Source organism: Streptomyces sp. NPDC058464 (assembly GCF_042721035.1).
Lineage (GTDB): Bacteria > Actinomycetota > Actinomycetes > Streptomycetales > Streptomycetaceae > Streptomyces.
Map to the genome: position 1 here is coordinate 293,481 of NZ_JBHXMA010000001.1, position 20,074 is coordinate 313,554.

Genomic DNA, 20,074 nt, shown 5'->3' on the forward strand with positions numbered 1-20,074 from the left:
CATGACGGACCGGACGCGCGGGGAACCGTACCGCTCGACGACCGGCCGTACGCTCGCCGAGCTGGGTCTCGACGAGGCGCCGCGCGACCGGCCGCTGGCCTACCCCGGCGTCTGGCCGGCCGACTCCGGGCTCCTCGACGGGGACCGGCTGCTGCCGCTGGAGCGGCTGGTGCACGACGGCGACCGGGTGCCGGTGCTCGCGGTCGGCTCCAACGCCTCACCCGCCCAACTCCGGAACAAGATGGCCGAGTCCGGCACGACCGGGCCGATCCCCATGGTGCGCGCCCGGGTGACCGGTCTCGACGTGGGCGTCTCCGCGCATGTCAGCCGGCTCGGCTATGTGTCGGCGTCCCCGGTCGCATCCCCGTCGGCGGTACGGGAGTTGTTCGTCCTCTGGCTGGACGGGCGGCAGCTCGAGGTGATCGACGCGAGCGAGGGCGTACCGCTGCCGCACGGCAACTTCGGGCGGGCCTGGCTGCCCGCCCCGGCCGTCCGCGCCACGCTCGCGGACGGCACGACGCTCCCCGGCGTCCACGCCTACGTCAACCGGCACGGCGTGCTGCACGACGGCACCGGCACACCCCGCCGCCACCCCGGCGAGCGCGCCCTCCTCACCGAACTCCTCACGGAGTCAGCCGAGTTGAGAGAGCTGTTCGGTGCCACGCCGGAGCAGTTCTGCGCGCGGGCGCGGGCCGACTCCGCGCTGTGCGGGCGGGGCACCCGGCTGTTCGCGGAGCGGAAGTGGGCGGTCGCGTCGGGCCTGGAGCGGTACGTCCGCGCTCAGCAGACGGGAAGTCCGGGGAGCGGCTCGTCGTTGGTGCCGCCCTTGATGTAGACGTCGCTGACGTACACGCCGGTGTTGCCCTTGTCGTCGTCGGTCCGGGCCCACCAGACGTTGGTCCGTTGGCCGTGGGTCTCCCGGCGGCCCAGGTCGACCTGGCAGTAGAAGGAGTGGGCGCCCTTGCCGACCCTGCCGACCTTGACGCCGTCGGCGGTGTAGGACTTGGCACCGCCGTTGCGGACCAGGCAGGTGTACGTGCCGTCGCCCGTGGCCTCGCAGACCGGGGCGGGGGTGGTGGGGGCGTCGGCCGTGGCGGTCGCGGAAGCGGTGGCACCCGCGGTGCCGGAACCCCCGGAGGGGCCGGCGGTCTGCGCCGCGGACGGTGTGGCGGAAGCCCCTTCGGCCGGGTCCGCCGAATCTCCCCCGGCGGCGCGCGTGGCACCGGCGGCCGGTACGGCGCCCGTCTCCGCGCCCTGTCCCACGGGATCCGCGTCGGCCTTGCGTCCGGCCCCGGTGCCGCGGACGCTCTCCGAGACGCCGGTCACGGTCGGGGCGGGCGGTCCCGCGTCCGTGTTCGCCGTCTGTCCGCTGTCGTTGAGCAGGGCGACGGTCAGCCCCGTCGCCGTGAGAACGACGGCGACGGTCACCACGACGAGCGTCCGGACCCGGCGGCGGGTGCGGATCGGCCCGGTGGGGCTCGTCGAGCCGTCCGGTGCGCCCGGTCGGGGCGCGGGATCTAATCTTCGGGCGGCGACGAGACCGGGCCCCGGGGTTCCGGTCCCCTGGAGCCCGGCGGCGGACCCTGGAGCAGGTTCCTGGGCAGGTCCCTCCATGGCCGCTTCAGCCGTCCCGTCCGCAGGTCCGGCCACGGCCCCTTCGGCGGTCCCGTGCCCAGGTCCGGCCGCGCCCCCTTCGGCGGGCCCCTCATCCCCGCCTCTGGCGTCTCCGGGCCCCGGAGACACCACCGGGACACCGGTTCCGGTCTCCGGCTGCGCGCGCTCCCGCAGGGCCGTCGTCGGGGTGTCCGCGACCGGTTCCCGTGCCACGGTCCGCAGCAGCGCGCAGGCCTCCTCGGCGTCCGGGCGGGCGTCGGGGCGCTTGTCCATCAGGCGCCGCAGGACGGGGGCGAGCGGGCCGGCCCTGCGGGGCTCCGGGAGGGGCTCGTCGATGATCGCGGTGAGCGTGGAGAAGGTGGACGTACGGCGGAAGGGCGAGTCGCCCTCCACGGCCGCGTACAGGGCGGCGCCGAGGGCCCAGATGTCGGAGGCCGGCCCGGGGGCGGCGCCCTTGGCCCGCTCGGGCGCCAGGTAGTCGAGGGAACCGACGAGTTCGCCGCTGCCGGTCAGCTGGGTGGCCGAGCCGTCGCCGGGATCGGCCATGGTGGCGATGCCGAAGTCGGTGAGGACGACCCGGCCCGAGCGGTCGAGGAGGATGTTCCCGGGCTTGACGTCCCGGTGCAGGACGCCGACCCGGTGGGCCGCGGCCAGGGCGTCCATGACCTCGGCGCCGACGCGGGCGGCCTCCTGTGCCCCGAGCGTGCCGCGCTCACGCAGCAGGTCGTCCAGGGAGGGTCCGTCGACCAGTTCCATGACGATCAGCGGGCGGCCGTCGACCTCGGCGATGTCGTGCACCACGACCACCCCGCGGTGGCGTACCCGGGCGGCGGCCCGCGCCTCGCGCTGCATCCGCAGCCGCAGGTCGGCCAGTTCGGGTCCGGCGCTGTCGGTGTAGGCGCGCAGTTCCTTGACGGCGACCTCACGGCCGAGGACCTCGTCGACGGCGCGCCACACCACACCCATACCACCGCGCCCGAGCCGGGCCACCACCCGGTACCGCCCTGCCAGCAGGCGACCGGTCCCGTCAGCCTGTCCGTACGAACCCGACACCACAGCCCCGTTCCTTGCGACACGTCCGTGAATGGCGCACCAGAGTACGGGTCAATGACAGGGTCGGTTCAAGTCGGCGGGAAAAGCTGTGACTTGACCGGTACGCGCTACTTCCCGGAGGCCGTCAGGCCGCCGCGCCGGGGCATCGCGAAGCCCTCCAGACCGGCCCGGGTCAGACCGGTCAGCCGGGCCACCTCGGCGTCGTCGAGGGCGCCGCAGTCGAGGCCGCGCAGCAGGTAGCCGCTGAGGGCCTTGGCGGTGGCAGGCTCGTCCATGACGTCGCCGCCGGCGCGGTTGGCGTAGCGGGCGAGCCGGGCGGCCGCCTGCTCCAGGCCCTCGCGGTAGAAGGCGAACACGGCCGCGTAGCGGGTCGGGAGGTGGCCGGGGTGCATGTCCCAGCCCTGGTAGTAGGCGCGGGCCAGGGCGCGCCGGGTGAGTCCGTAGTGCAGCCGCCAGGCGTCGTGCACCCGGTCCGTCGGGCCGACCGGCAGGACGTTGGTGGAGCCGTCCGACACCCGTACGCCCGTACCGGCGGCGGCGACCTGCATGATCGCCTTGGCGTGGTCGGCGGCCGGGTGGTCGCTGGCCTGGTAGGCGGCGGAGACCCCGAGGCAGGCGCTGTAGTCGAAGGTGCCGTAGTGCAGTCCGGTGGCGCGGCCCTCGGCGGCCTGGATCATCCGGGCGACGGTCGCGGTGCCGTCGGTGGCGAGGATGGACTGGCTGGTCTCGATCTGGATCTCGAACCCGATCCGGCCGGGCTCCAGTCCGTGCGCCTTCTCGAAGGCATCCAGGAGCCGGACCATCGCGGTGACCTGTTCGGGGTAGGTGACCTTGGGCAGGGTGAGCACAAGCCCGTCGGGTAGTCCGCCGGCCGCGATCAGCCCGGTGAGGAAGATGTCGAGGGTGCGGATGCCCCGGTCGCGGACCGCGGCCTCCATGCACTTCATCCGGATGCCCATGTACGGGGCCGCCGTGCCCTCGGCGTACGCCTCGGCGATCAGCCGGGCGGCGCGGGCGGCCGTCTCGTCCTCCTCGGCGTCGGGGCGGGGGCCGTAGCCGTCCTCGAAGTCGACGCGCAGGTCCTCGATCGGCTCCTGCTCCAGCTTGGCGCGGACCCGGGAGTGGACGGGCTCGGCGAGGTCGTCCGGCAGGCCGAGGACGGCGGCGAAGGCTGCGGCGTCGGGGGCGTGTTCGTCGAGGGCGGCGAGCGCCTGGTCGCCCCAGGAGCGGACGGTGCCGGCCGTGAAGTCGTCGCCGGGGACGTACACGGTGTGGACGGGCTGCCGGGTTCCGGGATCACCCGGATAGCGGCGCTCCAGTTCGGCGTCGACGGGTGCGAGGGAGGCGCTGATCTCCTCGCTGACGGCGCCCGCGAGGCTCGTGGCCACCTTCTCCTGCCGACTCTGGCCCATCCCGCACCCTCCAGTTTTCCACTGTACGGAATCAACAATCCGTTGAACGAAGGTATCCGGGCGCCTTCGGGTGGTCAACACCCTGTCCACGGGGCGACACGCCCCCATCTGGGCATGTTCACGCTCGTCACGCACCTGGGTATCACACTGCTCAACGCCCGCCCGTCCGGCTTGTGCCCCCTTAAGGAGCCGTCGTGCCGAACCAGCGCCGAGTCACCCGCCGGCTGGGACTGCAGGCCCTGTTGGCCGCAGCGGTCACCGTGCCCCTCTCCAGTGCCGCGATCACCACCTCCGCCGCCTCCTCCTCGCGGGTCCGCAGGGTCAGCGCCCTAGCGGCACCGTCCCGGCCGGCGCCCCGCCTCGACGTCATGACCTTCAACCTGCGGTACGCCAGTACCGCCGAACCCAACAGCTGGGCCGACCGCCGGCCGGTGATGGCCGAACTGCTGCGCCGGGCACAGCCCCAGGTCATGGGCACCCAGGAGGGTCTCTACCAGCAGTTGCGCGACATCGACAGCGACCTCGGACCGCACTACGACTGGGTCGGCACCGGCCGCGAGGGCGGCAGCCGCGACGAGTCCACCGCCATCTACTACGACATCCGTCGCCTGGAGCCGCTGGAGCACTACACCTTCTGGCTCTCCGACACCCCGGAGGTGATCCGCTCCAACACCTGGGGCGCCGCCTTCCCCCGTATCGTCACCTGGGTCCGCTTCCGCGATCTCGCCGACGACGGACGGGAGTTCTACGTCGCCAACACCCACTTCGACCAGAAGAGCCAGTACGCCCGCGAGCGCAGCGCCACACTCCTGGTGCGGCGGATCGCGGAGTTCGACCCGAAGCTGCCCGTCGTGGTGACCGGCGACTTCAACGCCTACGCGCACAAGAACCGGGCCTACGACACCCTGGTGGACTCAGGGCTCGTCGACACCTGGGACGCGGCGGAGCACCGTGGCCCCCAGTACGCGACCTTCCACGGCTACCACCGGCTCAAGCCGGACGGCGACCGCATCGACTGGATCCTGACCTCGCCGGGTGTGACCACGCACCGGGCGACGATGGACACCTATTCGTGGCAGGGCCAGTTCCCGAGCGACCACCTGCCCGTGCAGGTCTCACTGAGCCTGCGGTGACATGGCGAGGCCCCCGTGACCGGGTAGTACCGGTCACGGGGGCCTCGGACAGCCTGGCGGCCGCGGTCAGCCCTTGCGGGCCTTGACCTCCTCGGTCAGCTGCGGGACGACGTCGAAGAGGTCGCCGACCACGCCGAAGTCGACCAGCTCGAAGATCGGGGCCTCGGCGTCCTTGTTGACGGCCACGATGGTCTTCGAGGTCTGCATGCCGGCGCGGTGCTGGATCGCACCCGAGATGCCGTTGGCGATGTACAGCTGCGGGGAGACCGACTTGCCGGTCTGGCCGACCTGGTTGGTGTGCGGATACCAGCCGGCGTCGACGGCGGCACGCGAGGCACCGACGGCCGCGCCGAGGGAGTCGGCGAGGGCCTCGATGATCGCGAAGTTCTCGGCGCCGTTGACGCCACGGCCGCCGGAGACCACGATCGCGGCCTCGGTCAGTTCCGGGCGCCCGGTCGACTCACGCGCGGTACGGCCGGTCACCTTGGTGCCGGTCGCCGCCGCCGAGAAGGTCACCGCGAGGGCCTCGACCGCACCGGCGGCCGGGGCGGCCTCGACGGCCGCGCTGTTGGGCTTGACCGTGATGACCGGGGTGCCCTTGGAGACGCGGGTCTTGGTGGTGAAGGACGCGGCGAACACCGACTGGGTGGCCACCGGGCCCTCGTCGCCGGCCTCCAGGTCGACGGCGTCGGTGATGATGCCCGAGCCGATGCGCAGCGCCAGGCGGGCGGCGATCTCCTTGCCCTCCGCGGAGGACGGCACCAGGACGGCGGCCGGGGAGACGGCCTCGACGGCGGCCTGCAGCGCGTCGACCTTCGGGACGACCAGGTAGTCGGCGTACTCGGACGCGTCGTGGGTGAGGACCTTCACCGCACCGTGCTCGGCCAGCGCGGCGGCGGTGTCGGCGGCGCCGCCTCCCAGCGCGACGGCGACGGGCTCGCCGATGCGGCGGGCCAGGGTCAGCAGCTCCAGGGTGGGCTTGCGGACGGCACCGTCCACGTGGTCGACGTAGACGAGGACTTCAGCCATGGGAATGCTCTCCTGCTTGGATGAGTTGAGGGGCGGTCGGCGACTGCGGGGCTCAGATGAACTTCTGGCCCGCGAGGAACTCGGCGAGCTGCTTGCCGCCCTCGCCCTCGTCCTTGACGATCGTGCCCGCGGTGCGGGCCGGACGCGCGGTGGCGTCCTCGACCGCGGTCCAGGCACCCTCCAGGCCGACCTCCTCCGCCTCGATGTCGAGGTCGGACAGGTCCCAGGACTGAACCGGCTTCTTCTTGGCGGCCATGATGCCCTTGAAGGACGGGTAGCGCGCCTCGCCCGACTGGTCGGTCACCGAGACCACGGCCGGCAGGGAGGCCTCCAGCTGCTCGCTCGCGGCGTCGCCGTCGCGGCGGCCCTTGACCGTGCCGTCCTCGACCGACACCTCGGAGAGCAGGGTGACCTGCGGGACGCCCAGCCGCTCGGCCAGCAGCGCGGGCACGATGCCGGCGGTGCCGTCGGTGGAGGCCATGCCGGAGACCACCAGGTCGAAGCCGGCCTTCTCGATCGCCTTCGCCAGCACCAGGGAGGTACCGATGGCGTCGGTGCCGTGCAGGTCGTCGTCCTCGACGTGGATCGCCTTGTCCGCGCCCATCGACAGCGCCTTGCGCAGCGCGTCCTTGGCGTCCTCCGGACCCACCGTCAGGACGGTGACCTCGACGTCGTCGTCCGAGTTCTCGGAGATCTGCAGCGCCTGCTCGACCGCGTACTCGTCGAGTTCGGAGAGCAGACCGTCCACGTCGTCACGGTCGACGGTCAGGTCATCGGCGAAGTGCCGGTCGCCAGTGGCGTCGGGCACGTACTTCACAGTGACAACGATCCTCAGGCTCACGCCGGCTCTCCTACTGCATCGTCTCTTCTGGGCTGCCTCTTGCAGGCAGCATAGGCGCCTCAAGCGGCTCATCCCGGTCGGGGCGGCCGCGCGCTCCGAACGAAATATTACTCACCAGTACAGCCAGTTCATGCCCGCTAAGCAAGCGCTTTGAACTGTGACCTTCGCAACGCAGCGTAACCGGAACTCGACCCGTTCGCAGAACGAGGGGCGTGTGATCCCCGGAACCAGGAGCGTGTGATCAGTCCCGCAGACCGTTGAAGCCGCCCTGGTGGTACAGGAGCGGCCGGCCGGCGCGGGAGGGGTCGCCGACGAGCACCTCGGCCAGCACGATGCGGTGGTCGCCGGCCGGCACCCGCGCGACGACCCGGCACACCAGCCACACCAGCACGTCGTCGAGGACCGGGACACCCTCATGGCCGTCGCGCCAGTCGGTGGGCGCCCCGAACCGGTCGGCGCCGCTGCGCGCGAAGGTGGCCGCGAGCTCCGCCTGGTGCTCGCCGAGGATGTGGACGCCGATGTGCTCGGCGGTGGATATCGCGGGCCAGCTGGAGGCGCCCGTGCCGACGCCGAAGGAGAGCATCGGGGGCTCGGCGGAGACGGAGACGAGAGAGGTGGCGGTGAAGCCGACCGGGCCGTCGGCGCCGCGCGCGGTGATCACCGCCACACCGGCCGCGTGCCGCCGGAAGGCGGAGCGGAGCAGGTCGGGCGAGGCGAGCTGAGGAGTGCCGAGGTCGGGCGTGGCCGTCATGGAGTTGTCCTTCTGCGAGGGGCGGCGTTCGGGTCCGTGGCTGCTCAACAGCCCGGACAGCGCGCGCTCGCGGTGCGGGCCAGGTCCACGTGGACCCGCCCGTAGAGAAGGAGTTCCTGAGGCATACGGTCAGGCTGACGATAGGTGGTGCGCCCAGTCAAGTACGTTCCGGCATATGGGAGGTGCCTCACCGTCATCGGCATGTCCGTCAGACCGCCTCTCCCAGCGCCGCGATGACGTCCGCCTTGCGGGGCTGTCCGGTGGCGCGGCGCACCACCCGGCCGTCCGCGTCGAGCACCAGCACGGTGGGGGTCTTGAGGATCTCCAGCTCGCGCACGAGGTCCAGGCGGGCCTCGGCGTCGATCTCGACGTGGGTGACGCCGGGGACCATCCCGGCGACCTCGCCCAGCACCCGCCGGGTGGCCCGGCAGGGCGCGCAGAAGGCGCTGGAGAACTGCACCAGCGTGGCCCGTTCGCCCAGTTCGCCGCCGAGTTCGGCCGCCCCGAGCCGTTTGCCGTCGTCCCGCCCGCGCACGCGTACCCTCCCGCTCCGCCGCCTGTGCAGCACTCCGTAGACGCTCGCCGCCGCGAGCACCGCCACGCACACCACCAGTCCGGTCATCACCGGACAAGGATCCACGAGACCGCCCAACACCCGGAAAAGCGTTCACGAGACTGCAAAGATTCCCGGCTCCCCTACCGGGCCGCGGGGCGGAATCCTTGGTTCATGGACATCGACGCACGTGGGCCGCGGTTCGGCGCGGCCGTGACGACGGTCGTGCTGGCCGCCGCACTGATCACCCGGAGCCCCTGGATCCTCGCCTGGCAGACGCTGGCGTTCGCGCTCGGCGCGGCCGGGGGCGTGACCCGGTCGCCGTACGGCTGGGCGTTCCGGACCGCCGTACGACCGCGGCTCGCTCCCCCGGCGGAGTTCGAGGCGCCGGAGCCGCCGCGGTTCGCACAGGCCGTGGGGCTCGTCTTCGCGGGGCTCGGTCTGGTCGGATTCACGCTGGGCCCCGCGTGGTTGGGCCTCGCGGCGACCGGGCTCGCGCTCGCCGCGGCCTTCCTCAATGCGGCATTCGGGTACTGCCTGGGCTGCGAGATGTTCCTGCTCATGCGGCGGTTGACGGCACGTCCGGAGTAAAGGCGGGTTAAAAGCGCGAGGTGGATCAAGGGACGAACGTGACGAGAATCTCGCCGCGCCCGGGCACCAGGGCTGGCTCCCCGTCCGTTCTTCGGGCACGATCTGCGAGACGCCGTAAACCTACGGCTGCGTAACTTTCCCGCCGGGAGCCCCTTTCCCAGGCAGAGCAGAAAGGGTCCGTCCCGCCCATGGCAGAGCTGGTCTACCGTCCCGTCGTCGGATTCGCCAAGACGCTGTTCAAGGTCTGGGACCTCAAGATCGACTGCCAGGGTTCGGAGAACATCCCGCGCTCGGGCGGCGCCGTGCTGGTGAGCAATCACATCAGCTACCTGGACTTCGTCTTCGACGGTCTGGCGGCCCTTCCGCAGAAGCGCCTGGTGCGGTTCATGGCGAAGGAGTCGGTGTTCCGGCACCGGATCTCCGGACCGCTGATGCGCGGTATGAAGCACATCCCGGTGGACCGCAAGCAGGGCGAGGCCGCCTACCAGCACGCGCTGGACTCGCTGAAGTCCGGTGAGATCGTGGGCGTCTTCCCGGAGGCCACCATCTCCCAGTCCTTCACGCTGAAGAGCTTCAAGTCGGGCGCCGCGCGCCTCGCCCAGGAGGCCGGCGTCCCGCTCGTGCCGATGGCCCTGTGGGGCACCCAGCGCATCTGGACCAAGGGCCAGCCGCGCAACTTCAAGCGGAACCACCTGCCCATCACCATCCGGGTCGGCGAGCCGGTCGACGCGCCCCGCGACCAGTACGCGGGCGCCATCACCCGCCGGCTGCGCGAGCGCGTCCAGGAGCTCCTCGACGCCGCCCAGCGCGCCTACCCGGCCCGCCCCAAGGACGCGACCGACACCTGGTGGCTCCCGGCCCACCTGGGCGGCACGGCCCCCACGCTGGACCAGCTGAAGGCCGCCGAGGCGATCTGAGCCGCAGCTCCGAGCCGCCGGCCCCGGGCCTCAGTCCGCCGATTCCGGCGCGCGCACCTCGATACGGGCGCCCGGGCTGAACTTCTCCAGCAGTTCGGCGAGTTCGGCGCCCGCCGACGCCACCTCGGGCACCGGCATCGGGGCGAGGCTCTCCAGCAGGAAGACGGCCGAGGTCGTGCGTTCGGTGAGGCGGGTGCGGGGGCCCTGGCGCCAGTTCCAGCGGCGGCAGGTGACTCCGGTGCCGTCGCACCACACGACCTCGCCGGCGTCGGGGTGCTCGACGACCTCCTCGCCCCCGGCCGTGGTCACGAAGTCCTCCTCGCCCGTGGCGCGCACGAGGCGCATCCCGCCCCGGATCAGGCCGAGATCCTCGCCCCCGACCGGGATCAGGTGGGCCACGCTGATCGCGTTGTAGAGGTCCACGAGCAGGTTGATGCGGGGCAGGCCGCCGTCCGCGAGAGCCCGCTTCGCCAGCGCCTCGGCCGAGTTGCGGGTGCGGGACGGCTTGGAGCCGAAGGCCGTGTAGGCCGCTCGCCAGGCAGCCATGTGCGGGTCCTCGTGCGGGGCGCGCCCGTCGAGGCGTACGGCCAGGCGGCGGGCCGCGTCGTCGAGGAGCGCCGAACTCGCCTCGGTGCTGGGCCCGTTGACCAGGCCGTGGGCCTCGATCACGAGGTGCGTGAAGCCGGGCACGAGGGCGCGTACCTCGTCGGACACGGTGAGCGTGAGAGTCATCTGCGTTGCCTCAGAGTGCGGTGGGGAGCGTCTTCCAGAGGTACGGCCGGTCGGGCGCCGCTTTGAGTACGCCGAGCACGACCGGGTGAGGTTCAGCGTACAGGACCGGGTAGTCCATCTCACTGGACCGAGAGTCGGGGACCCAGGCCAGCCGTTCGCCGTCGAGGGAGAACTGCGCGTCCACGCCCGCCTTGTTGCCACGCGGGTCCTGCCGGTGCCAGGCGCCGCGGAACCGGACCGCGATCAGGCCGTGCACGACATGACCGGGACCGTCGTCGTCCGCCAGCCGCTGGTAGCACAGGGCCGCGGGGATGTCCTCGGCCCGCAGCAGGGCGGCCAGGGCGTGGGCCTTGGCGTAGCAGATTCCGGTGCGCTGCTCCAGCACGTCCGAGGCGCGCCAGGTCACGCGCAGGTCGCCGGAGTCCTGGGAGTGCGGGATGGCGTCCCGCACGAATTCATAGGCCGCTCGCGCATAGGCATACGAGTCCTCGACCTCCGCCGCCAGCCGGGCAGCGGTCTCCCGGACCACGGGGTGGTGATGGTCGATGACCTCGTCAGCGGCCAAGTAGGCGGACAGGTCGGCGGTGTTCTGGATCAGCTCCATGCCGGCAGAGCATAGGAATGCGGCCACCCGAGCGTCAATGACTTTTCAGGTAGCCGCATATTTATGCAATACATTCGGCTAGCGCGCCATCTCCTCCTTGAGCGCCGCCACGAACGCGTCCACGTCCTCCTCGGTCGTGTCGAAGGCGCACATCCAGCGCACGTCCCCGGCCGCCTCGTCCCAGAAGTAGAACCGGAAGCGCTTCTGCAGGCGCAGGCTCACGTCGTGCGGGAGCCTGGCGAAGACGCCGTTGGCCTGCACCGGGTGGAGGATCTCCACGCCGTGCACGGCCCGGACGCCCTCGGCGAGCCGCTGGGCCATCTCGTTGGCGTGCCGGGCGTTGCGCAGCCACAGGTCCTTGGCGAGCAGGGCCTCCAGCTGCACCGACACGAAGCGCATCTTCGAGGCGAGCTGCATGGACAGCTTGCGCAGGTGCTTCATGTGGCTGACGGCGTCCTGGTTGATCACCACGACCGCCTCGCCGAACACGGCACCGTTCTTGGTGCCGCCCAGGGAGAGGATGTCGACGCCGACGGCGTTGGTGAACGTGCGCATCGGGACGTCCAGGGAGGCCGCCGCGTTGGCTATCCGGGAGCCGTCCAGGTGCACCTTCATGCCGTGCGCGTGGGCGTGCTCGCAGATCGCGCGGATCTCGTCCGGCGTGTAGAGGGTGCCCAGCTCGGTGCTCTGGGTGATGGACACCACCTGCGGCATCGCCCGGTGCTCGTCGTCCCAGCCGTACGCCTGCCGGTCGATGAGGTCCGGGGTGAGCTTGCCCTCGGGGGTGGGCACGGTGAGCAGCTTGAGGCCGCCCATGCGCTCGGGGGCGCCGCCCTCGTCGACGTTGATGTGCGCGCTCTCGGCACAGATCACCGCGCCCCAGCGGTCGGTGACCGCCTGGAGCGCGACGACGTTCGCGCCGGTGCCGTTGAAGACCGGGAAGGCCTCCGCCGTGGCCCCGAAGTGGCTGCGGACGATCCGCTGGAGGTTCTCGGTGTACTCGTCCTCGCCGTACGCGACCTGGTGGCCGCCGTTGGCGAGGGCAAGCGCCGCCAGCACCTCGGGGTGGGCTCCGGCGTAGTTGTCGCTGGCGAAACCGCGGACCTCGGGGTCGTGGTGGCGACGCGCGTCGGTCCTGGGAGGGTTCACGGCTTCTCGGTCAGCCACAGACGGTTTCCGTTCACTTCGGCGGCGGACTTGCTCCAGACGCCCTCGATGGCCTCGGCCAGGTCCTTGACGTCCGTGAAGCCCGCGAACTTCGCGTTGGGCCGCTCGGCGCGCATCGCGTCGTGCACCAACGCCTTCACCACCAGGATGGCAGCGGCGGAGGTCGGGCCCTCGGGCCCCCCGGCCTTGCGGAAGTAGTCGGCCAGGGCGAGCGTCCACGCCTCGGCGGCGGCCTTGCCCGCGGCGTACGCGGCGTTGCCCGCGGTGGGCCTGCTCGCGGCGGCGGCGCTGATCAGGACGTACCGGCCGCGCTCGCTGCGCTGCAGCGCCTCGTGGAACGCGAGGGAGGTGTGCTGCACGGTCTTGACGAGAAGCAGTTCCAGGAAGTCCCAGTCGTCCAGGCTGGTCTTGGTGAAGGTCTCGCTGCCGCGCCAGCCGCCCACCAGGTGCACGAGACCGTCGACGCGCCCGAAGTCCTTCTCGATGTGGGTGGCCCAGTCCCGGGTGGACTGGAGGTCGAGCAGATCCACCGTGTCACCCGTGACGGTCGCGCCACCGGAGGCATAGCGGGCCGCGTCCACCGCCTCCGACAGGCGCTGCGGGTCGTTGTCCGCCCCGACGACGGTCGCGCCGGCCTCGGCCAGCCGCATCAGCGTCGCACGCCCCGCGGGTCCGCCCGCGCCGGCCACCGCGATCACCGTACCTCTGAGAGCCCCGTTGCCCACCATGTCGTTCCCCTCTTGAGCCGTGTTCCGCAGCCCGTCGCTCACGCGGCGACCGGCTCGGCGCTGTCCGCCGTGATGCCCTTGGTCTCGGCGATCACATTCTTCAGCTTCTTGGACAGGGCCTCGTAGAACATGCTCAGCGGAAACTCGTCCGGAAGCACGTCGTCCACGAGCTTGCGCGGCGGCAGGGTCAGGTCCAGGGCGTCGGGACCCTTGGCCCACTTGGAGCCGGGGTGCGGGGCGAGGTAGGTGGCGACCAGCTCGTACCCGGCGAACCAGTGGACGAGCTTCGGGCGGTCGATGCCGTCCTTGTACAGCTTCTCGATCTCGGCGCACAGCTGGTTGGTGACCTGCGGGGCGCGCTCCCAGTCGATGGCGAGCTTGTTGTCGGTCCAGCGGACCACGTCGTGCTTGTGCAGGTAGGCGAAGAGCAGCTGGCCGCCGAGCCCGTCGTAGTTGCGGACGCGGTCGCCGGTGACCGGGAAGCGGAACATCCGGTCGAAGAGGACCGCGTACTGCACGTCACGGGCCTGCGGGACACCGTCGGCGGCCAGCTTCACGGCCTCCTTGAAGGCGGTGAGGTCGCAGCGCAGCTCCTCCAGGCCGTACATCCAGAACGGCTGGCGCTGCTTGATCATGAACGGGTCGAAGGGCAGGTCGCCGTGGCTGTGGGTGCGGTCGTGGACCATGTCCCACAGCACGAAGGCCTCCTCGCAGCGCTTCTGGTCGTGGACCATGGCGGCGATGTCCTCGGGCAGGTTCAGGCCCAGGATGCCGACGGCCGCGTCGGTGACCCGGCGGAAGCGGGCGGCCTCGCGGTCGCAGAAGATGCCACCCCAGGAGAATCGTTCCGGCGCCTCGCGTACGGCGATGGTCTCGGGGAAGAGGACGGCGGAGTTGGTGTCGTAGCCGGCCGTGAAGTCCTCGAACTTGATGCCGCAGAAGAGCGGGTTGTCGTACCGGGTGCGCTCCAGCTCGGCCAGCCAGTCCGGCCAGACCATGCGCAGTACGACCGCCTCCAGGTTCCGGTCCGGGTTGCCGTTCTGCGTGTACATCGGGAAGACGACGAGATGCTGGAGGCCGTCCGCGCGGCCCGCGGCGGGCTGGAAGGCCAGCAGCGAGTCGAGGAAGTCGGGCACCTGGAAGCCGCCGACGGACCAGCGCCGCAGGTCCGTCACGAGCGCCCGGTGGTAGTCGGCGTCGTGCGGGAGCAGCGGGGACAGCTCTTCCACGGCCTCGACGACACGCCGAACGGCCGCCTCGGCGTCGGTCCGCGCGGGCGCGCCGTCGGCCTCGAAGTCGATCGACCCGTCCTTGGACTGCCATGGCCGGATCCGCTCCACGGAATCCTTGAGCACGGGCCACGCCGGGTGCTCGACCACCCTGGTCACGGGAGGAACCTGCTCCTCCGAACCCACCTGCACAAGAATTTCCGTCATGACCCATCCTCCACGGGAGAAGCTTCCGTAAGGACACCGTATGCATACGAGGTTTCTCCCAGCAAGGGGGCCCTCAGGAAATTATCCTGCGGCATCGCTTCTTCACCGCGCTTTTTCCTGTGCGAAACCGTGAAGGCGCTCACATTCACTACGGCCGGTGACGAGGCGTCAGCTCCGCAGGACCGCATGGATCCGGCCGGTCAATGCGCGGCGGGACGCGCCCACCACCGGGTGACCGCCGACCGGGGCACAAGCCAGGTGTCGCGCACCCGGCGCGCCAATCCCCCCGTGTACGTACGGGTTCATCGCGACGGGCGGCCATTAGGCTGCGCCCAGCCGCGTGGACAGCGACGTCCGTCGTACGGTTCGCGCGCCTGCCCCACCGCCGCCGTCGACGGAAGCGAGTTGAATCTTGAACTTCCTTACCATCGGTCACCGCGGAGTCATGGGCGTCGAGCCCGAGAACACCCTCCGTTCCTTCGTCGCCGCCCAGCAGGCCGGCCTCGACCTGATCGAACTCGATCTCCACCTCAGCAAGGACGGCGCCCTGGTCGTCATGCACGACGCGGAGGTGGACCGCACGACCGACGGCACCGGTCCGATCGCCGAGAAGACCCTGGAGGAGCTGCGCGCGCTGGATGCCGGCCGGGGCGAGCGGGTGCCGGTGTTCGAAGAGGTCCTCGACTCGGTGCGGACCCCGCTGCAGGCCGAGATCAAGGACATCGCGGCGGCCCGGGCGCTGGCCGAGGTCATGCAGCGGCGGGACCTGGTCTCCCGGGTGGAGGTCTCCTCGTTCCACGACGAGGCGGTCGCCGAGATCGCCCGCCTGGTGCCGGGGGTGCGCACCGCGCTGATCGCCAGCCGCTTCGGCACCGACGTGGTGGAGCGGGCCCGGGAGGCGGGGGCGGCCACCCTCTGCCTGAACATCCGGCGGCTGACCCTGGAGGTCGTCGAGCACGCCCGCAAGGCGGACCTGCGGGTGCTCGGCTGGGTGGTGAACACCCAGGACGACCTGCGGCTGGTGCGCGCGCTCCAGCTGGACGGCGCGACGACCGACTACCCGGAGATCAAGCGCACCGCCCGCTTCACCGCGTGAGCGCCGGCCCGTACCTCACACCAGCGGCTTGACCAGCAGCTCGAACTGCAGGTCGTCCCGCTGTGGAATGCCGAAGCGCTCCTCGCCGTACGGGAACGGCGTCATCCTTCCCGTACGGCGGTAACCGCGCCGCTCGTACCAGGCGATCAGGTCGTCGCGCACCGAGATCACCGTCATGTGCATCTCCGTGACGCCCCAGTCCTCGCGCGCCTGGCGTTCGGCCTCGGCGATGACGACCTTGCCGAGGCCGCCGCCCTGGAGGACCGGGCTCACCGCGAACATGCCGAAGTAGGCGTGGCCGTCGCGGTGTTCGAGCTGGCAGCAGGCGACGACCGCGCCGTCCCGCTCGACCACGAGCAGCTTGCCGTCCGCCCCCTTGATCACCTCTAGGACGCCCTCCGGGTCGGTCCGCTGCCCCTCCAGGATGTCCGCCTCGGTGGTCCAGCCGACCCGGCTGGCGTCGCCCCGGTAGGCCGACTCGATCAACGCGACCAGGACGTCCACGTCGTCGCCGGTGGCGTCGCGGAAGGCAAGTCCGGTGGCGGCGTTCTCCATGGGCGGTCTCTCCGATCTCGGGCGCGGCTCGGCCACCCACGAGCCTATCCCCGCCCCTCGGTACCGCTGACCGGCACCCGACCCGCCCGGCTCCCTCGGCCCCTGCCACTACGCTCCGGTCGCATGGTGCATGTACTGAGCAGCCGTACGCTGATCCACCCCACCGATCCCGAGCGGTCCCGCGCCTTCTACGGCGAGCAGCTCGGCCTGGCCGTCTACCGCGAGTTCGGTGAGGGCCCGGAGCGCGGCACGGTCTACTTCCTCGGCGGCGGGTTCCTGGAGGTCTCCGGGCGGTCGGACACCCCGCCCTCGCCGGCCGTGCAGCTGTGGCTGCAGGTCGCCGACGTCGCGGCGGCGCACGAGGAGCTGGTGGCGACGGGCGTCCCGATCGTGCGCCCGCCCGTGAAGGAGCCCTGGGGCCTGGTCGAGATGTGGACCGCCGATCCGGACGGGATCAGGATCGTGCTGGTGGAGGTGCCGGCCGACCACCCGTTGCGCTACCGGCCGGGCATCTAGAGGCTCCGCTGGAAGTGCCGCGACATGCTGTCGGTCGACTGCAACGCCGTCGTGGCCGGTCGCGCAGTTCCTCCCCCAGCCTTCGGCCGGGGGTACCCCCAGCGCCCCTTCGGGGCGCTGCCGAAACCGCAGCGGACTTCGCCGGTCCCGGGCGGGCAACGGGAGCCGAGCCGGCGGTCAGGCCCGCAGCGCGCCCATTCTGCCCTCCAGGCGGCCCAGCAACTCCGCGAGGAGCCCTGCCAGTTCGCCCTGCCCCTCGGGGGCGAGGACGGACAGCACGGCGGTCTCGTAGGCGAGTTGCTCGGGCAGCAGGCCGTCGACGAGGTCGCGGCCCGCGTCGGTGAGGCGGAGGTGGGCGACCCTGCGGTCACGGGCGTCGCCGCGCCGCTCGACCAGACCCCGCTCGGTGAGCTGCTTGAGGCGTTTGGTGACGGCGGCGCCGGACGAGAAGGTCTCCTTGGCCAGTTCGCTCGGGGTCAGCTCGTGGCCGGTGCGGCGGAGCGCGCCGAGCAGATCGAACTCGGGGCGGCTGAGGCCGGCCCGGCGCAGCGGGGCGTCCTCGGCCTGCTGGAGCAGGGCGGCGCAGCGGTTGATCCGGCCGATGACCTCCATGGGCCCGGTGTCCAGCCCGGGATGGACGCTCCGCCACTGCCGGACGACGGCGGCGACGGTGTCGTCCGGGCCCGCGCCGCGGTCCGCACCGTTGCCCGGGCCCCTTCCCGCACCCCTGTCCGCGTCGCTCCCGGCCGCCGGTCGTCCGTTGGTCGCCGTCATGGCCGTACGTCCTCCGTTGTCCTCGCGCCGTCCCAGGAGTGCGTTCCCTGGCGTCGTACCGTCGCGGCGAGCGTACGGTGTCCGGACTGCTCGGCGAGCACGACCCGCTCCTGGGGCAGTGCGCGTTGCCACCACTCGCCGGACGCGGCGTCGGCCGTGGCACGCAGGTCGGCCAGGGCGGCGGCCAGGGTGCGCCGGGCGGCCTCCAGGGCGCGCGGGGCCGGCTGCTCCCCGGCGAGCAGGCGGGCGGCCTGTTCGCGGGCCCGCTCGACGGCGGTCAGGGCGTGCTCGATGCGGTCGCCGGCGCGGCGGTTGGTGACGACCACCGCGGTGCCGAAGCCGACGAGCGCGCCGACCAGGGTGTCCACGACCCGCTCGGTGATCAGCTGCCCGGCGTCCTGGGTGCGGGCGAACTCGGTGACGAGCAGGGCCATCGGGGTGACGCAGACGCTGCCGAGCCAGTAGTTGCGGCCGATCAGCGCCTCGGCGCCGAAGTTGAAGGCGAGGCAGCACAGCACCAGGGCGGCCGGGTGGAGATGGGCGAGCGGTACGACGGCGGCGAAGACGAGGACGCCGAGGAGGTTGCCGACGACACGCTGGACGCCCCGGCTCCAGGTGAGGGTGACGTTGGCCTGGTAGAGGGAGGCGGCGGTGACCAGCGCCCAGTAGGGGCGGCCGACACCGAGGGCGAGGGAGGCGTAGCCGGCCAGGGCGCAGCCGAGCGCGGTGCGGGCGGCGAGAGGGGTGAGCGGGCCCAGCCGGCGCCACAACGGGCGCTGCGGGACCGAGAGTTCGGCGTCGATGCCGAGGAGGTCGTCGTCGGCGCCGGCGACGCGCGGGACGCGTCCGGTGCCGCGCAGCGCGCGGGCCCAGCCGCGCAGCAGCGTCGGGTCGGCGTCGGCGGGGGCGGCGAGGGCGACCTCGGCGCGGACGACGAGGTGTTCGAGGGCGCGGCGGGTGCGGTCGGTGCGGGTGCCGGTGGCGAGCAGGGTCTGCCAGGCGGCCTGTACGGCGGCGGCCGCGGCGGCGCGGGTCCGGTCGTGGCCGGCTCCGGTGCCGCGGGTGTCGGCGTGGGCGGCGTCGGCGTACGCGGCAGCGGCGTTCAGGGCGTGGGCGGTGGCCCGGCGTTCGGGGCCGTGCGGGCGCAGCAGCCCGGGGGCCATGCCGACCAGCCAGGCCCAGGCGCCCGCCGCCAGGGCGAGGCCGACGTGGCCGGGGACCTGGCCGAGGGTCTGCGGGGCGAACAGGGAGGCGGAGCTGATGAAGGTGAGGACCACGTTCCCGGGCGGGCCGACGCGGGTGGCGTCGCAGAGGACCTTCTGGACGGCGGCCATGAGCGCGCCGACGGTGACCAGGGCGACCGCGTCGGTGGTGAGCGAGGCGGCGACCAGGGCGACGGCGAGGCCGCCGACCATGCCGAGGATCACCCGGGCCAGGGTGCGGGCGCGGGCGGGGTAGGGGCGGTTGTGGCCGTAGAGGGCGCACAGCGATCCGGCCATCGTGTACATCGCCAGGTCGAGGCGGCCGAGGGCCAGCAGGGTCAGGTTGGGCGGGGCGACCGCCGCGACCACGCTGCAGGCGGGCTTGAACCAGATGTCGGAGGGCCGGCCGAGGCGCAGCGCACCGGCGAGGGACAGACGGCGGGCGGTCGAGGGGGTCGCGGTGCTCATACCATCAATTTAGCATGTGTTTTACTCGTAAAACATTCTCGAACGATCCTGGTCACGTGCTGCGCTCCGGCGAATGCTCCCCGCGTACATCCGCGCGCTCGCGTGCGCGCCGTGCGGCCGGGGCATCGCATCCATCGACGCGACGTCGAGCGGGGAGGTGCGCCGTGCACGGACCGGCTTCGCCCGGCTGGCTGCTGGTCGCGCTGTGCGCGGCGACCGGGGCCTACTGCCTGCTGCGGATGCGCAGCAGTGTCGAGGAGCAGCGGCGCGCCGCGGGCGGCGACGCGCTGATGGGATTCGGCATGGCCGTCATGGCCGTGCCCGCGACGGTGTTCACCCCGCCGGGGTGGGCGTGGCCGCTGTACGCGGCGGTGTTCGGCACGGCCGCGCTGCGCGCCCTGTGGAGCGGCCCCAGCAGCCCGCACCACCTGCACCATCTGGTGGGGACGGCGGCGATGGTCTACATGGCGGTGGCGATGGCGGCCTCCCCCGGCGCCCACCATCACGGCGGCGCCGGAGTCCCGCTGGTGACAGGCCCGTTGCTGCTCTACTTCACCGGCTACGTGCTGCTCTCCGGCACACGGCTCGTCCCGGTCGCGGTGACCGCCGGGGCGGGAGCGGTCAGGTGGGGCGACCGGCCCGAACTGGCCCGGGCGTGCAGGCTGTCGATGGGGATCGGCATGGTGGCGATGCTGCTGGCGTTGTGACTTTTAGGGTCGTGACCTGCTGACCAGCACGTTCACCTGCGATGACTGCGGCAGCAGGTAGCAGATATTAGCTACTTCTAGCGAGATCAAGCGGCTGCCCGCGTAGATCATCTCCCATCGGTCTCCCATCTCCCACGCCACAATGAGACACAACGGCAGATGGTGCGTAAATAGAGAGACCGGGACCGGGGTCGT

At 72.0% G+C, this 20,074-nt stretch carries 21 protein-coding genes; 7 read left to right on the forward strand and 14 right to left on the reverse strand.

Annotation, left to right across the window (positions count from 1 at the left end; genetic code table 11):
• Nucleotide 1: 1 nt before the first annotated feature.
• Nucleotides 2-835, forward strand: coding sequence for a hypothetical protein (locus ACFWPQ_RS01380; protein WP_384028714.1), 834 nt, complete (start codon nt 2-4; stop codon nt 833-835).
• On the opposite strand, the gene ACFWPQ_RS01385 is transcribed toward ACFWPQ_RS01380, so the two are convergent.
• The gene (locus ACFWPQ_RS01385) at nt 781-2,670 is read right to left on the reverse strand and encodes a protein kinase (RefSeq protein ID WP_384028716.1); all 1,890 of its coding nucleotides are present in this window, start codon (nt 2,668-2,670) and stop codon (nt 781-783) included. The genes ACFWPQ_RS01380 and ACFWPQ_RS01385 overlap by 55 nt on opposite strands.
• A 104-nt stretch (nt 2,671-2,774) precedes the next feature.
• On the reverse strand, nt 2,775-4,079 hold the full coding sequence (locus tag ACFWPQ_RS01390; protein WP_384028718.1) for a DUF6986 family protein: 1,305 nt from the start codon (nt 4,077-4,079) through the stop codon (nt 2,775-2,777).
• Nucleotides 4,080-4,273: 194 nt separating this feature from the next.
• Between ACFWPQ_RS01390 and ACFWPQ_RS01395 the strand changes: the two genes are divergently transcribed.
• On the forward strand, nt 4,274-5,212 hold the full coding sequence (locus ACFWPQ_RS01395) for an endonuclease/exonuclease/phosphatase family protein (protein WP_384028720.1): 939 nt from the start codon (nt 4,274-4,276) through the stop codon (nt 5,210-5,212).
• A gap of 66 nt (nt 5,213-5,278) precedes the next feature.
• On the opposite strand, the gene ACFWPQ_RS01400 is transcribed toward ACFWPQ_RS01395, so the two are convergent.
• The 4 genes from ACFWPQ_RS01400 to ACFWPQ_RS01415 form a co-directional block, all read right to left on the reverse strand.
• The gene (locus tag ACFWPQ_RS01400) at nt 5,279-6,241 is read right to left on the reverse strand and encodes an electron transfer flavoprotein subunit alpha/FixB family protein (protein WP_384028722.1); all 963 of its coding nucleotides are present in this window, start codon (nt 6,239-6,241) and stop codon (nt 5,279-5,281) included.
• 52 nt (nt 6,242-6,293) lie between these two features.
• The gene (locus ACFWPQ_RS01405; RefSeq protein WP_361281867.1) at nt 6,294-7,082 is read right to left on the reverse strand and encodes an electron transfer flavoprotein subunit beta/FixA family protein; all 789 of its coding nucleotides are present in this window, start codon (nt 7,080-7,082) and stop codon (nt 6,294-6,296) included.
• A gap of 241 nt (nt 7,083-7,323) precedes the next feature.
• Nucleotides 7,324-7,833, reverse strand: a complete 510-nt coding sequence (locus tag ACFWPQ_RS01410) for a flavin reductase family protein (protein ID WP_361281865.1) — start codon at nt 7,831-7,833, stop codon at nt 7,324-7,326.
• A gap of 208 nt (nt 7,834-8,041) precedes the next feature.
• Nucleotides 8,042-8,455 carry a thioredoxin family protein gene (locus ACFWPQ_RS01415; protein ID WP_089105871.1) on the reverse strand — a complete coding sequence of 138 codons (414 nt, stop codon included), beginning with the start codon at nt 8,453-8,455 and terminating at the stop codon, nt 8,042-8,044.
• Nucleotides 8,456-8,560: 105 nt separating this feature from the next.
• On the opposite strand from ACFWPQ_RS01415, the gene ACFWPQ_RS01420 reads away from it, so the two are divergent.
• Both ACFWPQ_RS01420 and ACFWPQ_RS01425 read left to right on the forward strand, forming a co-directional pair.
• Nucleotides 8,561-8,977 (forward strand): DUF4395 domain-containing protein, encoded by a 417-nt coding sequence (locus ACFWPQ_RS01420; RefSeq protein ID WP_384028725.1) that lies wholly within the window; start codon nt 8,561-8,563, stop codon nt 8,975-8,977.
• A 188-nt stretch (nt 8,978-9,165) separates the two neighbouring features.
• Nucleotides 9,166-9,894, forward strand: coding sequence for a lysophospholipid acyltransferase family protein (locus tag ACFWPQ_RS01425; RefSeq protein WP_384028727.1), 729 nt, complete (start codon nt 9,166-9,168; stop codon nt 9,892-9,894).
• A gap of 30 nt (nt 9,895-9,924) precedes the next feature.
• Here ACFWPQ_RS01425 and ACFWPQ_RS01430 read toward each other — a convergent pair whose 3' ends face one another.
• From ACFWPQ_RS01430 to ACFWPQ_RS01450, 5 genes are all read right to left on the reverse strand, one after another.
• Nucleotides 9,925-10,626: a B3/4 domain-containing protein gene (locus ACFWPQ_RS01430; RefSeq protein ID WP_384028729.1), complete on the reverse strand. Its 702-nt coding sequence runs from the start codon at nt 10,624-10,626 to the stop codon at nt 9,925-9,927.
• 10 nt (nt 10,627-10,636) lie between these two features.
• Nucleotides 10,637-11,230, reverse strand: coding sequence for a transglutaminase domain-containing protein (locus tag ACFWPQ_RS01435; RefSeq protein WP_384028731.1), 594 nt, complete (start codon nt 11,228-11,230; stop codon nt 10,637-10,639).
• Nucleotides 11,231-11,308: 78 nt separating this feature from the next.
• Entirely contained in the window at nt 11,309-12,379 is a 1,071-nt protein-coding gene (locus tag ACFWPQ_RS01440; protein ID WP_384028733.1) for a threonine aldolase family protein, read from the reverse strand.
• Nucleotides 12,376-13,122, reverse strand: coding sequence for an SDR family NAD(P)-dependent oxidoreductase (locus ACFWPQ_RS01445; protein WP_361282424.1), 747 nt, complete (start codon nt 13,120-13,122; stop codon nt 12,376-12,378). The genes ACFWPQ_RS01440 and ACFWPQ_RS01445 overlap by 4 nt, the downstream gene beginning before the upstream one ends.
• A gap of 41 nt (nt 13,123-13,163) precedes the next feature.
• Entirely contained in the window at nt 13,164-14,561 is a 1,398-nt protein-coding gene (locus ACFWPQ_RS01450) for a DUF6421 family protein (RefSeq protein ID WP_384028735.1), read from the reverse strand.
• Between the two features lie 412 nt (nt 14,562-14,973).
• On the opposite strand from ACFWPQ_RS01450, the gene ACFWPQ_RS01455 reads away from it, so the two are divergent.
• Nucleotides 14,974-15,657 carry a glycerophosphodiester phosphodiesterase gene (locus tag ACFWPQ_RS01455; protein ID WP_384028737.1) on the forward strand — a complete coding sequence of 228 codons (684 nt, stop codon included), beginning with the start codon at nt 14,974-14,976 and terminating at the stop codon, nt 15,655-15,657.
• Nucleotides 15,658-15,672: 15 nt separating this feature from the next.
• Here the strand turns inward: ACFWPQ_RS01455 and ACFWPQ_RS01460 are convergent, their stop codons facing one another.
• Nucleotides 15,673-16,212 carry a GNAT family N-acetyltransferase gene (locus tag ACFWPQ_RS01460; protein WP_384028739.1) on the reverse strand — a complete coding sequence of 180 codons (540 nt, stop codon included), beginning with the start codon at nt 16,210-16,212 and terminating at the stop codon, nt 15,673-15,675.
• Nucleotides 16,213-16,335: 123 nt separating this feature from the next.
• Here ACFWPQ_RS01460 and ACFWPQ_RS01465 point away from each other — a divergent pair, with 123 nt between their 5' ends.
• Entirely contained in the window at nt 16,336-16,728 is a 393-nt protein-coding gene (locus ACFWPQ_RS01465) for a VOC family protein (RefSeq protein ID WP_384028741.1), read from the forward strand.
• A 177-nt stretch (nt 16,729-16,905) separates the two neighbouring features.
• On the opposite strand, the gene ACFWPQ_RS01470 is transcribed toward ACFWPQ_RS01465, so the two are convergent.
• Complete coding sequence (locus tag ACFWPQ_RS01470; RefSeq protein WP_384028743.1) at nt 16,906-17,502, reverse strand: MarR family winged helix-turn-helix transcriptional regulator; 597 nt, start codon at nt 17,500-17,502, stop codon at nt 16,906-16,908.
• On the reverse strand, nt 17,499-19,172 hold the full coding sequence (locus ACFWPQ_RS01475) for an FUSC family protein (RefSeq protein ID WP_384028745.1): 1,674 nt from the start codon (nt 19,170-19,172) through the stop codon (nt 17,499-17,501). The genes ACFWPQ_RS01470 and ACFWPQ_RS01475 overlap by 4 nt, the downstream gene beginning before the upstream one ends.
• Nucleotides 19,173-19,336: 164 nt before the next feature.
• Between ACFWPQ_RS01475 and ACFWPQ_RS01480 the strand changes: the two genes are divergently transcribed.
• Nucleotides 19,337-19,879, forward strand: coding sequence for a DUF5134 domain-containing protein (locus tag ACFWPQ_RS01480; RefSeq protein ID WP_384028747.1), 543 nt, complete (start codon nt 19,337-19,339; stop codon nt 19,877-19,879).
• Nucleotides 19,880-20,074: the final 195 nt, after the last annotated feature.

What these genes read in the sequence shown, in the direction of transcription:
- ACFWPQ_RS01380 (WP_384028714.1), top strand. Translation starts at nt 2, where the DNA reads ATGACGGACCGGACGCGCGGGGAACCGTACCGCTCGACGACCGGCCGT.
- ACFWPQ_RS01420 (WP_384028725.1), top strand. Translation starts at nt 8,561, where the DNA reads ATGGACATCGACGCACGTGGGCCGCGGTTCGGCGCGGCCGTGACGACG.
- ACFWPQ_RS01465 (WP_384028741.1), top strand. Translation starts at nt 16,336, where the DNA reads ATGGTGCATGTACTGAGCAGCCGTACGCTGATCCACCCCACCGATCCC.
- ACFWPQ_RS01400 (WP_384028722.1), bottom strand. Translation starts at nt 6,241, where the DNA reads ATGGCTGAAGTCCTCGTCTACGTCGACCACGTGGACGGTGCCGTCCGC.
- ACFWPQ_RS01450 (WP_384028735.1), bottom strand. Translation starts at nt 14,561, where the DNA reads ATGACGGAAATTCTTGTGCAGGTGGGTTCGGAGGAGCAGGTTCCTCCC.
- ACFWPQ_RS01390 (WP_384028718.1), bottom strand. Translation starts at nt 4,079, where the DNA reads ATGGGCCAGAGTCGGCAGGAGAAGGTGGCCACGAGCCTCGCGGGCGCC.
- ACFWPQ_RS01415 (WP_089105871.1), bottom strand. Translation starts at nt 8,455, where the DNA reads ATGACCGGACTGGTGGTGTGCGTGGCGGTGCTCGCGGCGGCGAGCGTC.
- ACFWPQ_RS01460 (WP_384028739.1), bottom strand. Translation starts at nt 16,212, where the DNA reads ATGGAGAACGCCGCCACCGGACTTGCCTTCCGCGACGCCACCGGCGAC.
- ACFWPQ_RS01470 (WP_384028743.1), bottom strand. Translation starts at nt 17,502, where the DNA reads ATGACGGCGACCAACGGACGACCGGCGGCCGGGAGCGACGCGGACAGG.
- ACFWPQ_RS01425 (WP_384028727.1), top strand. Translation starts at nt 9,166, where the DNA reads ATGGCAGAGCTGGTCTACCGTCCCGTCGTCGGATTCGCCAAGACGCTG.
- ACFWPQ_RS01475 (WP_384028745.1), bottom strand. Translation starts at nt 19,172, where the DNA reads ATGAGCACCGCGACCCCCTCGACCGCCCGCCGTCTGTCCCTCGCCGGT.
- ACFWPQ_RS01435 (WP_384028731.1), bottom strand. Translation starts at nt 11,230, where the DNA reads ATGGAGCTGATCCAGAACACCGCCGACCTGTCCGCCTACTTGGCCGCT.
- ACFWPQ_RS01410 (WP_361281865.1), bottom strand. Translation starts at nt 7,833, where the DNA reads ATGACGGCCACGCCCGACCTCGGCACTCCTCAGCTCGCCTCGCCCGAC.
- ACFWPQ_RS01430 (WP_384028729.1), bottom strand. Translation starts at nt 10,626, where the DNA reads ATGACTCTCACGCTCACCGTGTCCGACGAGGTACGCGCCCTCGTGCCC.